We start from the raw sequence: 15,368 nt of genomic DNA on the forward strand, positions 1-15,368 counted from the left end.
TGATTAAGTTATTATGAAATTAACTTTAAACCTTTCTTGTTTTTAACAGTCATATTATAGAATTCACTTTCAATTAAACCGAACTAAGCTTAGCCGCTCGTAATCGTAACGCATTCCCTATTACAGAAACCGAACTAAAACTCATCGCTAAAGCAGCAATCATAGGTGATAATAAAATTCCGAAAAAAGGATATAAAATTCCGGCAGCAATCGGTACACCTATACTGTTATAAATCAAAGCGAAAAATAGATTTTGCTTAATATTCGCCATCACTTTATCACTCAATTTACGTGCTTTCAATACTGCTTTTAAATCGCCTTCTACTAAGGTAATCTCAGCACTTTCAATCGCCACATCGGTTCCGGTTCCCATTGCAATACCAATATCGGCTTTAGCTAAAGCTGGTGCATCATTAATACCGTCTCCTGCTGCCGCTACTTTTCTACCTTGTTGCTGAAGCTTTTCTACCTCGCGCATTTTATCCTGCGGTAACATTCCCGCTTTAAAAGCAATCCCCATTTCATCGGCAACTGCTTTGGCGGTACGCTCATTATCACCCGTAAGCATAATTACCTCAACTCCGTCTTCTTTTAATTTGAAAAGTGCTTCTTTACTGGTTCTCTTTATAGGGTCTGAAATCACTACAAAACCTTCAACATTCCCATCGACACTTAAATAAGAAACTGTTTTTCCTTGTTGCTGAAATTCCTCAATTTGTTGATCTATTTTTTCTGAAGAATAAATCGCTTTTTCATCCAAAAGCGCCATATTACCCAGCGCCAATTTTTTCTGTTGAAATTCACCAACAACACCTTTACCGGTAAGCGAATCAAAGCCTGAAGCTTCTTCTACTTCAATGTTTTGTTCTTTAGCATATTTGATGGTTGCTGTAGCTAGTGGATGTTCACTATGCGAATTTAAAGCCGCAATAAATCGTGCAATATCGTCTTTAGTATAATCTCCAACACTTACTATTTTTTCTACAGAAGGTTTTCCTTCAGTAATAGTTCCGGTTTTATCTATGATTAGCGTATCAATCTGATTCATCTGCTCCAAAGCCTTCGCATTTTTAATCAAAACTCCATTTTGAGCGCCTTTCCCTACTCCAACCATTACAGACATCGGAGTGGCTAAACCTAAGGCGCAAGGACAAGCAATGATCAGGACGGCAATCGCATTTACAAAGGCATACACATACGATGGTGACGGACCAAAAATAGCCCAAACCACAAAAGTGATGACAGAAATAAGAACCACAATCGGCACAAAATATCCAGAAATTTTATCGGCTAAACGCTGAATAGGCGCTTGCGACCTGCTGGCATCATTTACCATTTGGATAATTTGCGAAAGCAATGTTTCATCGCCTACTTGCTCTGCAATCATGGTAAAAGAAGAATTTCCGTTTATGGTTCCGGAAGTTACTTTATCTTCAGCCGATTTCTCTACCGGAACAGGCTCCCCGGAGATCATACTTTCATCAACAGACGATTTTCCGGTTTTAATAATCCCATCAACCGGAATTTTCTCTCCGGGTTTTACTTTTAAAATATCACCTTCTTCAATATCATCTATAGCAACCACCTCTTCTTTTCCGTTTACTACCCGAGTTGCTTTATTGGGAGCTAATTTTAGCAATTCTTTGATGGCAGAATTGGTACGGTCGTGTGCTCTCGCCTCTAACATTTGGCCCAATAATACCAAGGTTAAGATCACAGTAGCTGCTTCAAAATAAATATGTACTGTTCCTGATTCAGTTTTAAATTGATCGGGAAACAAATCGGGAAACAATAAACCCAATACACTAAAAATCCATGCTACTCCAGAACCAATACCAACTAGCGTAAACATATTCAAATTCCAGTTTACGATAGATTTCCAGGCGCGCTCAAAGAACATCCAAGTAAAATAAAAAACCACCGGAATCGATAATCCAAACTGCACCCAATTCCAATATTGTAAATCCATTAAGTTGTAAAGCGGATTATTACTTAGCATATCCGACATAGCAATTAGGAAAATAGGCAAGGTAAAAGCTACAGAAAACCAGAATTTTTTACGCAATTTTAGATAGGTTGAGTTTTGTGTTTCTGGCTTAGGATCTTTAGGAACTAAATCCATTCCACAAATTGGGCAATCTCCAGGCTTGTCTTCTTCAACTTCGGGATGCATTGGGCAGGTATAGATAGTTTTAGATGGACTTAAACTTTGCTCTTGCACCAAATCCATTCCACATACCGGACAATCTCCCGCTTCATCATACATTTTATCGCCTTCACAGTGCATTGGGCAATACCACTTGCCATCCCCAATAGCTTTTGGCTTTTTCTTTTTATTCTTCTTTACAGCTTCTTTTTTATATAATGGATGAATTTCATAACCACCATCATCATTTTTTAAAGCTTGTTGAAATTCTTCAATTTCAATATGATGATGCATACTAATTGTGGCTTCTTCTTTTTCAAGACTCACTGCGGCTTTAGCAACACCTTCAACTTCATTCAAAGTTTTTTCTACATGAGATCGGCAACCATTACAGCTCATTCCGCTTACATGATAGGAATGTGTCATTAATTTTTCTTCGGAATCTGAATCGCTTTCAGAAGGCATCGTTATTTGATAATTCCCACCTACATTTTTTAATGCTTGTTGAAATTTTTCAATTTCAATATGATAATGCATACTGATTTCGGCTTCTTCCTTTTCAAGATTCACTGCCGCTTTAGCAACACCTTCAACTTCATTTAAAGCTTTTTCTACATGAGATCGGCAACCATTACAACTCATTCCGCTTACATGATAGGAATGTGTCATTAATTTTTCTTCGGAATTGGAACTGCTTTCAGAAGGCATCGTTATTTGATAATTCCCACCTGCATTTTTTAAAGCCTGTTGAAATTCTTCAATTTCAATATGTTTTTTCATAGAAATTGTAGCAGTTCCTTTATCAAGATCTACCTCAACTTCTTCTATATCGGGGATGTTTTCGAGCGCTTTGGTCACATGAGATTTACATCCCTGGCAACTCATTCCGCTTATAATATACGTGTGCTTCATCATATCGTGTTGAAAATCTATATTATAAATCTTCAGTTTTTTGTTCAACTAAATTATTCTAATCTAGTGTACAAAAATAGCACAGACTAAGCAGAGTCACTTTTAATATTATGGTAAGTTGTTTCAGTTTTAGGAATGCTTAAACAGCATCCAATCCTTTTCTCCCTTTTATTTGCATTTTTTTATAAGCAGAAGGTGTGATTCCGGTTTGCTTTTTAAAAGAAGTAGATAAATATGCCGCTGTAGAAAAGCCTAATTGATAAGCAATTTCTGAAATACTCAGCTCATCATATTCTAAAAGCTCTTTGGCTTTTTCGATTTTCAGTTTATTAAAATACGACTGAATGCTTTGTCCCTCTGCCGCAGTAAACAAATTGGTGATGTGGCTATACTCATAATGAAGCTCTTCGCTTAAAATTTCAGACAATTTCTTTTGATCGGTACTATTAGAAACCTCTCCAATTAAAACCGATTTTATATGATTAATAATGCGCTGGTTTTTAGATTGCAACAATTCAAATCCAGATTTCTTTAATTCGGTGGCTAATTGTATTTTTTCTTCTGAAGAAAGCGCTCGCAACAGTAGAGCTTCTCCCAAACTCACCTTATCGTAAGGAATATCGAGATTATCCAGAATCCCCTGAATTGTAGTAATACAACGGCCACAAACTACATTCTTAATATAAATTGTATTGTTCTTCAAAATCGAATTTTGCTTTGTCTAAAAATCATTCTGTCCCAAACTATTTTTGGACAGAATGCCTAATTTCAATTTACTCGATAATCGAGTTTAAATACTCCGAGGCTTGCTCGAAATAAAAAATAATTTCCTAATAAACACCTCTTGGGCTTGCCATAAGGTAGTTTACTTTATTGTCTTTTCTACTCGTCCGCAATGCAACATTTTATCTCCAAAATACGGATTATTTATATCTTCAGAATTAGATAACCAAAAGCCACCTTTTCCATCGAAAGCCATTGGACAAAATTGCTTGTAGATCGTTCCAGAGGCAATGGCATTTTCCAGAACAGGCTCCATCTGCGCTGTTAATTCTGAAAAAGCTTTACGCTGTGCCTCTACATCTGCTTCTTCTGAAATTTCAGTAGCTAAATCAACAATTTCAGGGTTTTCTGTGTTTGTCAATTTTTGAGCAGCCTTTTTTGCAGCATCTGCATCTGTAGCAACCAAGGCATCTTTTAATTCCAAATAATCAGCATAAATTGTTGCTACTTTTTCATCTTTAAATTCAACCTTACTGGTTATTTTCTCGTTAGATGCACCCTGAGACATTTCCATTTCGTCATGCGAAGTTTCAGTTGCATTTTTATCCTTTTCCTTACAGCTGGTAAAATTGATGATCCCGGCTGAAAGCGCGATAAAAAATAGATTTCTGTGTATACGTTTCATATTGATTGTTTTAACTGTTGTTTTATTTTTAGTTAGGTAATGATCTAATCGTTTCTCCACATCCTAACATTTGCTGCCCAAAATATGGATTTTTAATTTCTTTATTTTTACTTATCCAGGTAGCACCTTTGTTATCGTTCGCCATGGGACAACGTTGAATATAAACCTGCTCAATTTCATCAAAATTCAGTATCAAAGCAATCATATTTTGTGAAAGTGCTATAAAATCTTCTCGCTGCGCAGTAATATCTTCGGAAGCACTTATACTTTCAAACTTATCCTGAATAGCTTTAAAATAAGAAGACAATATTTTATTCAATGCTGCCCTATCGATATTATTGATTTCTGCTAAAGCTTTTTGCGCTGCCAGTTTTGCTGAAGCTGCATCACTTGTCACCAATGCATCTTTTAGATTTAAGTAATCCTGAAGCACTGGTTTGAATGCTAACTGCATTTTTTTTGGCAAGTTAATCTCCATCACTTTCGCATTATCATTATTATCGGCTGCATTGCGACTCATCATTGATTTTTTGCCCTGCAGTTGTGCAGCAGCATCTACTGTAAAAGTTCCGTTAGTAACTACTTCATCACCTTTATCCAAACCTTCCAAAATTTGGTAAGAATCGGCAATTTCGCTACCCAATTTTACTTCTTGCATTTCGAATTGTGGAGAATTAGGAATAGTTTTTAAATACACTACAGATCGTTCTCCTGTCCACATCACAGCAGATTTTGGGACACGTATCACTGAATTTTCAATACTTGTGGTTATACCAACCTTAGCTTCTACAAACATTCCCGGTTTTAAATTACCGTCTTGATTATCCAAAATCACACGTACTTTCGTAGTTCTAGCCGAAGAATTTAAAACAGGCGCAATAAAATCTATTTTTCCGCTAAATGTTTTATCAGCAAAAGCATTCACAGAAATTTGAAGTTTTTGTCCTTCCTTTAAATTTGCTAATTGCCCCTCGTACGCATCAAAAATCGCCCAGACTTTACTAAGATTAGCAATTTTATAAAGTGCTTGCCCACGATTTACATAATCGCCTTCGTTTACCATTTTTTCAGTTACGGTACCCGAATTTGATGCAAAAACAGGAAAATTCTCTTTTACTTTTCCGCTTTTTTCAATTGAATTTATTTGCGAATCGCTCAGTTTCCAATTCTTCAATTTATTACGCACTGCCTGATATAATTTGGGTTGCGATGTTTTTAATCGCATAGCCGTTATTAATTCTTGCTGAGCTGCAACCAGCTCCGGCGAATAAATTGTGGCTAAAATTTGTCCTTTTTTAATTTTTTCTCCGGTAGTATTAATAAAAAGGCGTTCTATACGCCCATCAAAATAAGAAGATTGAACTGCATCTAATTCTTCATTAGCTTCAATTACTCCAGAAAGTTTAATGGAATTACGCTCCTTTGTAGAACCTATAACCGTAGTTTGGATATTTGCCAATTTCATGGCATTTTCAGTCATTGTAAAATCAGCGATATTAGCATCGCTTTGGCTAGCCAGAATCAATTCCATTCCACAAATCGGGCAATCGCCAGGTTCTTGCTGCATGATCTGCGGATGCATAGCGCAGGTCCACATTTTTTCTTCCATTTCACCTTTATCGCTATGATCCGTATGAGTTTCCTTCTGGGAATCTACATTTCCGCTAAAGACCAGATACCCAATAAAGAGTCCGATTATTAAAGCTAAACCTGTATATATAATTGTTTTTTTCATCTTGTTTTGTAGCTTTTAGCTATCCTCTTTCTATTAAATATTGAGGTCTAATTTATTCAAAATCACAAGCCTATTTTCTATACTTTTATTAAGTAGCTGTATAAATTATAGCACTAACTTCAATTCATATTCTTTCTTTTTTCCATCGCCGAAAAAAGAAACAAAAAAGTCTAGGCTTACGAACTTTGCTCTAAATTGTATGTTCGGAAGCTAAATTTTAGAAACTCGCTACGCTCAAACAGCCTAAAATTTTACGCTTCTCTCACTTCCAATTTTACGAGCAATTTTCGATAGGCCAGATTTAATTCAAAATTCAACATTAACCATTTAAAACAATAAGTCTCTTAACAATCATCACATTTTCAAATAAATACATCATCAAATTAACTAATCTACCAAATACTGAATCACCGCCGCTTGCTTAAAATACTCACTTACCGACTCTGTTAATTTCATTTGATATTCTAATTGCATTTCCTGAATATCCAAAACATCCCTAAAATCTAAAGTTTCACTCTCGTAACTACGCATTAAAATGTCTTCTGCATTTTTAGTTAACTCGATATTTTTAAGCTGAATTTCTACAGAATTTCGAGCAGAATTCCGCATTGCTATGGCATTAGACAATCTACTTTCTAATTCATTAATTCTTTGATTTTTAGTTGCTACAATTTGCTTTTTTCGCAGTTTATTTTGCGTAGTAACCGAAGTATATTTAGCATTAAAAATGGGAATTGAAATTGAAACCATTGGCATTAAAATATCCTTACCGTTATCTGGAATCACCATATCGGTACGCGTGCCTACATTAATATAATCTACTCCAACTCCAAATTTTGGTGCTGATTCCTTTTGATTAACTGCTTCTGCATACTCCAAACTTCCCAGGCTTTCATCGAATTTGGATAATTCTGGATAAACTTTTATTGCGGAAATCTGAAGCTCTTCTGAAGGCAATTGTAACGTATCTACAAGTGCTATAGAAGCACTGTTTTCTCTATTCAGTAAACGATTAAAAGCTACTTTTTCAGCCTCTAAATTGTTTTGAAGACTTACTAACTGGTCGCTTAATTTATTCTTTTGCATTTGAAGTTTTAAAACATCTACGGCTCCGGCTTTTCCTACTTCCACGCCATTTAGCGCCAGTTCTTCATAAACGCTCAGCAACTCTATATTTTCCTTAACCACTTCAGTTTTTTCCTGAATTTCATACAAATTAAAATATGCTTTAGAAACTGATAATCTCAATTTTTTCAATGCGATTTCAACTTCAATTTGATCTTCTTCTGCAAGAGAACTGGCATAATTTTGCTTTGCTGTGATTGTTCCAAACCATGGAAACATTTGCTTTACCGAAAATTTTGCCTGCTGCGGTCCGGTTCGGGTTTCAGGCTCACTCACAAAGTATCCTGCAGAAAATTCGGTATTTGGCAAGCTATTTACCGCATTGATCTGCTCTATAGAGATATCGTATTTTGTACGTATCGCATCAATCGTAGGGTTATTTTTCTGCGCTTCTTGGATATAAGCTTCTAGTTGTTGGGCTTCCATACAATGAACACTAAGCAACAACACCAAAATTGGTAAAAAACGAAGGCTATTTTTATATTTTTTAGTTAACAGTTTGCAGTTCACGGTTTACAGTTTTTTATATTTCTAGCTGACAGCGATCAGTTTTTCCAATTCAAAATTTAGCATTCAAAACAATTTAATCTTGGCTCCTGTTTCTTCAATCCCTTTCTATTCTTTCTAATTTATACCATCTTCTTTCTTCAACATCAATTCTTTCTTCCAGCAAAACAATACCGGTACCACAAAAAGTGTGATTAAAGCAATTAACATTCCGCCAAAACTTGGGATTGCCATTGGGATCATAATATCACTACCCCGACCTGTACTGGTTAAAACCGGTAATAATGCCAAAATTGTCGTGGCGGTAGTCATTAGACAAGGACGAATTCTTTTTTCTCCGGCTTCCACAACCGAGGAGCGAATAGCTTTAATAGTATTCGGTTCATTTTTACCAAAAGTTTGCGTGAGATAAGTCGCCATAACCACTCCGTCGTCGGTTGCAATTCCGAAGAGCGCAATAAAACCAACCCAAACAGCAACACTTAAATTAATGGTATGCATCTGGAATAAATCCCTAAGATTCTCGCCAAACAAACTGAAATTTAAAAACCAATCTTGCCCATATAACCAGATCATGATAAATCCGCCGCCAAAAGCAACCGCGATTCCGGTGAACACGATAAATGAGGTAGTAACCGACTTAAATTGAAAATACAGAATCATAAAAATGATCAATAAAGCTAACGGTACTACGATCGACAATGTTTTGGCCGCACGAAGTTGATTCTCATAATTTCCGGTAAACTCATAATTAATTCCTTGCGGAACTTTTAACTCGCCTGAATCTATTTTTTGTTGAATAGTTTGCTGTGCATTTTCCACGACATCAACCTCAGCAAAGCCATCCATTTTATCAAAAAGCACATAGCCAATTAAAAATGTATCTTCACTTTTAATGACCTGCGGACCTTTTTCATACCGAATTTCTACAAGCTCACTTAATGGGACAGGCTTTCCTCCTTCTACAGGAACATAGATATTTTTTAAATCTTCCGGAGAATCTCGAAGCTCCCTGGGGTAACGTACTCTAACAGAATAACGCTCTCTTCCTTCGACAGTTTGGCTTAGCATTTTACCGCCAACAGCCACTTCTAAAACATCCTGAACATCACTTACTGATATTCCATATCTCGCTAATCGATCTCTTTTAATATCAATTAGCAAATAAGGTTTTCCTACGATTCGATCGGCAAAAACAGCTTCATCTTTTACACCTTCAGCTTCTTTTAAAATATCTTCCAACTTCATCCCAAAAGATTCTATTTCCGCCAAATCCTGTCCTTGAACCTTAATTCCCATTGGTGCACGCATTCCGGTTTGTAACATTACCAATCTGGTTTCAATTGGCTGTAATTTTGGTGCCGAAGTGATTCCCGGTAATTTTGTAGCAGCTGAAATTTCAGTCCAAATATCATCGGGCGATTTAATACTCGGGCGCCAATTCCTAAAATACTCGCCATCATCATCGGCAATTAGTTGTTCTCGATTAATTTTAAAGCTTGTATTTACCGAATCTGGGATTTCTTTTTCTGTAAAACGAATGCTTCCGTCGATTGCACGCTTTTTATCTTTCAAAATAAAAAAGCCTTCATCATCAATTTTATAGCGTTGGCGCTCACCGTTTTTATTCAGCATGTATTCTGGTTTATACTGAATTATATTTTCGTACATGTTTAATGGTGCAGGATCTAAGGCTGATACGGTTCTTCCAGCTTTTCCAACCACGGTTTTAATTTCCGGAATATTGGCAACAGTCATATCTAATTGCTGTAAAATCCGTTTATTTTCGGCAACTCCGGCATGTGGCATCGAAGTTGGCATTAGTAAAAATGAACCTTCATTAAGCGACGGCATAAATTCTTGCCCAGTATTTCGCATAATTACAAAACCCGCTATAACAATCGAAAATGGCAGAATTAGGAATAAAATCTTATGTGCTAATGCCCAATGTAAAATTCGGGTGTAATTTCTTCGGAAAAAATAAAAGCCAAGCAATAATCCAAAACATAATATTCCTACCATCATTACATTCCAAAAAATAGAAGTATCTAAACCTAATGGACGCCAAAAAGAAGCTAACATCAACACAATTGAAGTTGAAATAATACCCACAACAATCCAATTATGTTGCTTTTCAGAAGTAAAACGTTTTGCTTTTAATATTCCTGCAATACCTAAACCGATTAAAATTAATCCAAGCCAAAACCCATAAAAAACCAAGACAATTCCAGCTAAAATTAATACAGCCTGAATACCTAAACTGAAGTTTTTTCGAATTTTTCTTTTTCTAAAAATACTAGCAGCAAAAGGCGGAATTAAAAATAATGCAATAATAATAGAAGCGGTAAGTGCCATAGTTTTGGTGAAAGCCAGCGGACGAAATAATTTTCCTTCAGCACCAATCATAGTAAATACAGGCACAAAACTTATAATTGTGGTAAGTACCGCGGTAATAATTGCACCAGAAACTTCAGTAGTCGCATTATAAACTACAGCATTTATCGGTGTATTTTGTTCATCTTCATCTAAATGCCGAATAATATTTTCTGAAAGAATCACACCTACATCTACCATGGTTCCAATTGCGATAGCAATCCCAGAAAGTGCTACAATATTGGCATCTACATTAAAAAATTTCATCCCGATAAACACCATTAAAACAGCTACCGGAAGTAAGCCCGAAATTAGGATGGATGCACGCAGGTTAAACACCATAATTACGATTACAAAAATGGTAATTAAGATTTCTAAACTCAGTGCCTCGTTTAAGGTACCTAAGGTTTCGTTTATAAGTTCTGACCGGTCATAAAATGGAACAATGGTAAGTTGTGAAGTCGTCCCATCCACTAATTTTTTAGAAGGTAAACCACCGCTTATCGCTTCAATTTTATCTTTTACATTTTGAATAACCTCCATTGGGTTAGCGCCATTTCTGGCAATTACGACTCCGCCAACTACCTCGGCTCCTTCTTTATCTAAAATCCCACGTCGCGCTACCGGTCCTAGTGAAACATGAGCCACATCGCTAACTTTTAATGCAGCAAAATCTTTAGAAGAAACCACCGCATTTTCGATATCCTTAATAGACTTTACATATCCCAAGCCACGCACCAGATATTCAGCCTGATTAATTTCTAAAGTTTGAGCGCCAATTTCACGATTACTTTCTTTAACTGCTTTTACAACATCTTGTAAACCGATGTTATACTGGCGCATTTTTTCAGGCTGCACATCGATTTGATATTCCTGAACATAACCACCAATAGAAGCTACTTCTGAAACTCCGCTTGCACTAGACAAGGCATATTTCACATAAAAATCCTGAATACTTCGTAATTCCTGAAGATCCCAGCCACCGGTAACATTACCATCTTTATCGCGACCTTCTAAAGTATACCAATAAATTTGCCCTAAAGCTGTAGCATCTGGTCCTAAAGCAGGACTTACTCCTTCTGGTAATAATTCGTTTGGTAATGAATTTAGTTTTTCCAGAATTCGGCTTCTGCTCCAATAGAATTCTACATCTTCCTCAAAAATGATATAAATACTAGAAAAGCCAAACATGGAGGAACTCCGTATGGTTTTAACCCCAGGAATTCCCAGAAGCGAAGTCGTAAGCGGATAGGTGATTTGATCTTCTATATCTTGCGGAGAACGCCCCTCCCACTTTGTAAAAACGATTTGCTGATTTTCACCTATATCGGGAATGGCATCTACCGCCACCGGATCGCGTGGTAACTGTCCTAAATACCAATTGAATGGTGCATTTACCACGCCCCATCCTACTAAAACTACAAGTAGAATGACGGCAACCAGTTTGTTTTCTATTAAAAATTTAATGCTTTTGTTCAGCATAAAAAGATTTATTTGATCTTAAAAACACATAATTTCAGCTTTAAGCTCAGTCTACAAAAGACAAAGACATCGAAAAATCATCGAAACATGAGAATGTTTCAATATAAAAATGTGTTTCAATCAAATAAGGAATACCTGATCCTGTAATTGAATATCACAGACCAGCTTTGGCGGAGAGTAATCTTTAAATGGGATAAAATCTGATTCTGAAACTTCAAAAAGTTGAAAGTAAGAATAGACAAAACCAGTAATAAATAATTGCTGCTGAAAATCGAGACTATGGAAGTTTTGCTTTAATTCTTTTTGTCCTTTTACTTCTAGCGTTTTATCGGTACAACAAGATTTCTTTTTTAAGGAAGTCTCTGCTGAAGTAGCCGAACTCATTTCCATCCCGCAATTTTTTGCTTTCGAAAAAACAGCACTATCCACTAACTGTTTTCCGCAGAAATGTTGATTCACCGTAAAAGAAAAGGTAGAAAACAACACTAAAACGGCTACAATGGAAGCTATTATTTTAGCAAAAAACTGTTTCATGAATTATGAAAGTACTTTATAGTCGACAATTAGTAGCAATATACTACTTAAAAGTATTTTTCAAAAGTAATAGAAAACAGGATCATAGAATTTCAAAATTCAGGAAAATTCTTTCAATTTAGGTTTTTCCTGCGATTAATCATTCGGTAATAATAAAATGCCGGCAAAAGTACCAAAATGAATATAGGATGAATTAAAAATCGTCTCACATAAAATAGTGCTAAGAAATGTTCATTTTCAATAGTTAGAATAAGATATATGAAAACGCTTCCAGCTAATAGTAAAAGAAACGCATATAATAGCGCAGAAAATTTTACAATATTTCGATCAAAAAAAGTAATACCTAAAATTGCTATAGAAATAGAACTGTTTAAGATATATCTAAAAAAAGTATTCAGAATTAATAATCCTGCCTTAAAACTTGGAATTTTATCTCTTAGATAATCTGAAGATTTAAAAAAATTGATAAGCGGATCGTAAAAAAGTCTGGTTTCATAAAACCGAATGGCCGCCAGAAGGATGATCAGGATTGAAATCAATACAATTCTATACCTCTTTTTCATTCCTTTCTAAATTTGCATAAACTCTAACCCAAAAGATCCATAAGATAATTACCGTGCCGTAAATAATAAGCGGAAAAACTATTTCATGTAAAAATGAGGAATATTGCGGATATTCATAAATTCCAATAGTGAGTAGTGCAATCCGAATTAAATTCATAGCATAAATAAGTACACTACCACCCAAAATATAAAAAAAAGTAGTTTTTAGTTTAGTGAAAAATGATAAAACAAACGATAAAAAAAGAATAATAACACTTACACTATTGCAACCTTCAACTACACGAACTAAATATTTGCCTTCAATAGAAACTTTGACTGATTTTTCGTAGGGATGTGGCTCTAATTTGCTCGTGTATCCTAAAAACTCGATAATAGCTACACTTTGCTTACTCACCAAATTCGTAACAACATCAGGGTAATAATCTGTTTTACCTTCAGAATAAATTAAGTATGAGTTATATAGAAATGAAAGCATGAAATAACTCCCCAAAAAAATGGCGATAAAACGAATAACAACGCTGTATTTTTTGAAAAGTTTAAGCAATTGTAAGGAATTTAGACAAATTTAGACAAAAGCCGCTAACAGAAATGAGTTTTTAAATACTTTTGCGAAAAAATAAATATTATGGCATTTGACAAATTAAGGCCACAAGTTGAAGAAATTCTAAATACGAAAGAATTATCAGTTGACAATCGATTAACTCAAGTTTGTGAATTATTGATGGAAACAATTTCCTATTATGATTGGGTTGGGTTTTATTTTAAAAATGATGATAAAGAAGAATTAAAACTTCGTTCGTTTGCTGGTGAGCCTACTGACCACGAAATTATTCCGTTCGGAAAAGGAATTTGCGGACAGGTAGCCGTTTCTAATAAAAACTTTGTGGTGCCTGATGTAAAAGCACAAAATAATTATATAGCTTGTAGCATCTACGTAAAAGCAGAAATTGTGATTCCACTTTTTGTTAACGGTGAAAATATAGGACAAATCGATATCGATTCGCATACTGCTGATCCATTCTCTAAAGAAGACGAAAACTTCTTAGCATTTGTAAACGAAAAAGTTGCAACAATACTAGAGTAAATTGTAATAAATTGACTCTGCTGGTAATTTACCGTTAACTATATAATATAACCCTCACATTTTAAAAAACTGTGAGGGTTCTTTAGTTTAACTAGGATATTAATTGGTGAAATTTTTCACTTTTCCTTATATTCTATTTTTTATTCTTAAGCAGTTTACATTCCGCTTCTAATAGCTTCCACAGGATCAAGACGAGAAGCTGAAATTGCCGGAATAATTCCTGATATAAGTCCGATTATAGCAGAAACACTTGTTCCCAAAATTATATTGCCGAAGGATAAAATAAATTCAAAGTCACCGGTGAAATTAGAAATAATAATAGTAGCTAACCAGACAAGGAATAGACCTGCTAGCCCACCAATAATTGCTAAAATAATGGCTTCAAACAAAAATTGATATAAGATAAATTTATTTTTTGCACCTAAAGATTTCTGAATTCCAATAAGGTTGGTTCGCTCTTTTACACTTACAAACATAATATTGGCAATTCCAAATCCTCCTACCAGTAATGAGAATCCACTAATTACTAAACCAATTGTGTTTAGCGTTCCGGTTATATTATCTATAAAATCAGTAAACCCTTTTAACTGATTTACAAAAAAAGTATTGACCTCTCCGGGTTTAATTCCTCGATAGCTTCGAAGTCGTTGTTTTATGACTGCTATAAATTCGGCATTATCGATTCCATCTTCTGGTTTTAAAATAATTTGTGGAAATATACTTCGGTTATTCTCACCATACATACGCCGTGTAACATTTACTGGAATAAAAACCTGACTATCTTTACTACCACCAAACATTGAAGATCCCTCTTTTTCTAATAGCCCAATTACAGAAAATTTTCTACCATATAATCGTACTTGTTTTCCAATAGGATCTAAATTTCCGAAGAGATTTTCCGCAATTTCACTACCAATTACAATTACCGGAGATCCACTGGCGGCTTCCGACTCGTTAAAAAATCGACCTTCCTCTAAATTAATAGCTTCAATATTGTAATATTCACTCCCCACAGCCTGAATTGACACCCCTAGACTACTTGCATCACCATACTTAACAGTTTCTTGGGGCACATTCTGCGTAAAAGTTACCGCCTTTGCATCGGGTAAATTCTTTTTTAGGAACTGGTATTCATCGTAAGTTACATCTGGAAATTGTTGTCTTTTCCATTTGGGAATATCTGTTTGTCCAAAATTGAAACGCATAATTATTATAGTGCTATTATCTATACTACTTAAAGAGCCATCTATTTCTCTTTTTAAAGAATCTACAGCAGCTAATACCCCTATAATTGAGAATATACCTATTGTTACACCTAACAACGACAAAAAAGTACGCAACAAATTGTTCTTAAGCGCATTAAATGCAAAATTAAAACTTTCTACTAGTAATCTTAAATATATTAGCATATTAAAATAGTAACAATCGTATACCGAATTAACGATATGACGTAAGCTTAAAAAAAATGTTACAAAAAATATAAAGAAATAAAGTAAAAC

Annotated in this window: 11 protein-coding genes; 1 reads left to right on the forward strand and 10 read right to left on the reverse strand. The window is 35.1% G+C overall.

Going from position 1 to position 15,368, the window contains the following annotated elements; translation table 11 throughout:
* Positions 1–73: 73 nt before the first annotated feature.
* From ACN0WI_RS02880 to xrtF, 9 genes are all read right to left on the reverse strand, one after another.
* The gene (locus tag ACN0WI_RS02880) at positions 74–3,061 is read right to left on the reverse strand and encodes a heavy metal translocating P-type ATPase (RefSeq protein ID WP_417885500.1); all 2,988 of its coding nucleotides are present in this window, start codon (positions 3,059–3,061) and stop codon (positions 74–76) included.
* A gap of 136 nt (positions 3,062–3,197) precedes the next feature.
* Positions 3,198–3,761, reverse strand: a complete 564-nt coding sequence (locus tag ACN0WI_RS02885) for a helix-turn-helix domain-containing protein (protein WP_417885116.1) — start codon at positions 3,759–3,761, stop codon at positions 3,198–3,200.
* A gap of 162 nt (positions 3,762–3,923) precedes the next feature.
* Positions 3,924–4,466, reverse strand: coding sequence for a DUF3347 domain-containing protein (locus tag ACN0WI_RS02890; RefSeq protein ID WP_417885117.1), 543 nt, complete (start codon positions 4,464–4,466; stop codon positions 3,924–3,926).
* Positions 4,467–4,494: 28 nt separating this feature from the next.
* A complete protein-coding gene (locus ACN0WI_RS02895) occupies positions 4,495–6,201 on the reverse strand; it encodes an efflux RND transporter periplasmic adaptor subunit (RefSeq protein ID WP_417885118.1) in 1,707 nt (568 codons plus the stop codon).
* Positions 6,202–6,588: 387 nt separating this feature from the next.
* Positions 6,589–7,836 (reverse strand): TolC family protein, encoded by a 1,248-nt coding sequence (locus tag ACN0WI_RS02900; protein ID WP_417885119.1) that lies wholly within the window; start codon positions 7,834–7,836, stop codon positions 6,589–6,591.
* 114 nt (positions 7,837–7,950) lie between these two features.
* Positions 7,951–11,688: an efflux RND transporter permease subunit gene (locus ACN0WI_RS02905; protein WP_417885120.1), complete on the reverse strand. Its 3,738-nt coding sequence runs from the start codon at positions 11,686–11,688 to the stop codon at positions 7,951–7,953.
* A 120-nt stretch (positions 11,689–11,808) separates the two neighbouring features.
* The gene (locus ACN0WI_RS02910; RefSeq protein WP_417885121.1) at positions 11,809–12,222 is read right to left on the reverse strand and encodes an HYC_CC_PP family protein; all 414 of its coding nucleotides are present in this window, start codon (positions 12,220–12,222) and stop codon (positions 11,809–11,811) included.
* 113 nt (positions 12,223–12,335) lie between these two features.
* Positions 12,336–12,785, reverse strand: a complete 450-nt coding sequence (locus ACN0WI_RS02915) for an exosortase F system-associated membrane protein (protein WP_417885122.1) — start codon at positions 12,783–12,785, stop codon at positions 12,336–12,338.
* The gene (gene xrtF, locus ACN0WI_RS02920) at positions 12,769–13,329 is read right to left on the reverse strand and encodes an exosortase family protein XrtF (RefSeq protein WP_417885123.1); all 561 of its coding nucleotides are present in this window, start codon (positions 13,327–13,329) and stop codon (positions 12,769–12,771) included. Before xrtF ends, ACN0WI_RS02915 begins: the two co-directional genes overlap by 17 nt.
* Before the next feature lie 81 nt (positions 13,330–13,410).
* On the opposite strand from xrtF, the gene ACN0WI_RS02925 reads away from it, so the two are divergent.
* A complete protein-coding gene (locus ACN0WI_RS02925) occupies positions 13,411–13,869 on the forward strand; it encodes a GAF domain-containing protein (RefSeq protein WP_417885124.1) in 459 nt (152 codons plus the stop codon).
* 155 nt (positions 13,870–14,024) lie between these two features.
* On the opposite strand, the gene ACN0WI_RS02930 is transcribed toward ACN0WI_RS02925, so the two are convergent.
* A complete protein-coding gene (locus ACN0WI_RS02930) occupies positions 14,025–15,278 on the reverse strand; it encodes an ABC transporter permease (RefSeq protein WP_417885125.1) in 1,254 nt (417 codons plus the stop codon).
* Positions 15,279–15,368: the final 90 nt, after the last annotated feature.

Source organism: Zunongwangia sp. (genome assembly GCF_048269745.1).
Lineage (GTDB): Bacteria > Bacteroidota > Bacteroidia > Flavobacteriales > Flavobacteriaceae > Zunongwangia.

What these genes read in the sequence shown, in the direction of transcription:
- ACN0WI_RS02880 (WP_417885500.1), bottom strand. Translation starts at nt 3,061, where the DNA reads ATGATGAAGCACACGTATATTATAAGCGGAATGAGTTGCCAGGGATGT.
- ACN0WI_RS02890 (WP_417885117.1), bottom strand. Translation starts at nt 4,466, where the DNA reads ATGAAACGTATACACAGAAATCTATTTTTTATCGCGCTTTCAGCCGGG.
- ACN0WI_RS02895 (WP_417885118.1), bottom strand. Translation starts at nt 6,201, where the DNA reads ATGAAAAAAACAATTATATATACAGGTTTAGCTTTAATAATCGGACTC.
- ACN0WI_RS02905 (WP_417885120.1), bottom strand. Translation starts at nt 11,688, where the DNA reads ATGCTGAACAAAAGCATTAAATTTTTAATAGAAAACAAACTGGTTGCC.
- ACN0WI_RS02910 (WP_417885121.1), bottom strand. Translation starts at nt 12,222, where the DNA reads ATGAAACAGTTTTTTGCTAAAATAATAGCTTCCATTGTAGCCGTTTTA.
- ACN0WI_RS02915 (WP_417885122.1), bottom strand. Translation starts at nt 12,785, where the DNA reads ATGAAAAAGAGGTATAGAATTGTATTGATTTCAATCCTGATCATCCTT.
- ACN0WI_RS02925 (WP_417885124.1), top strand. Translation starts at nt 13,411, where the DNA reads ATGGCATTTGACAAATTAAGGCCACAAGTTGAAGAAATTCTAAATACG.
- ACN0WI_RS02930 (WP_417885125.1), bottom strand. Translation starts at nt 15,278, where the DNA reads ATGCTAATATATTTAAGATTACTAGTAGAAAGTTTTAATTTTGCATTT.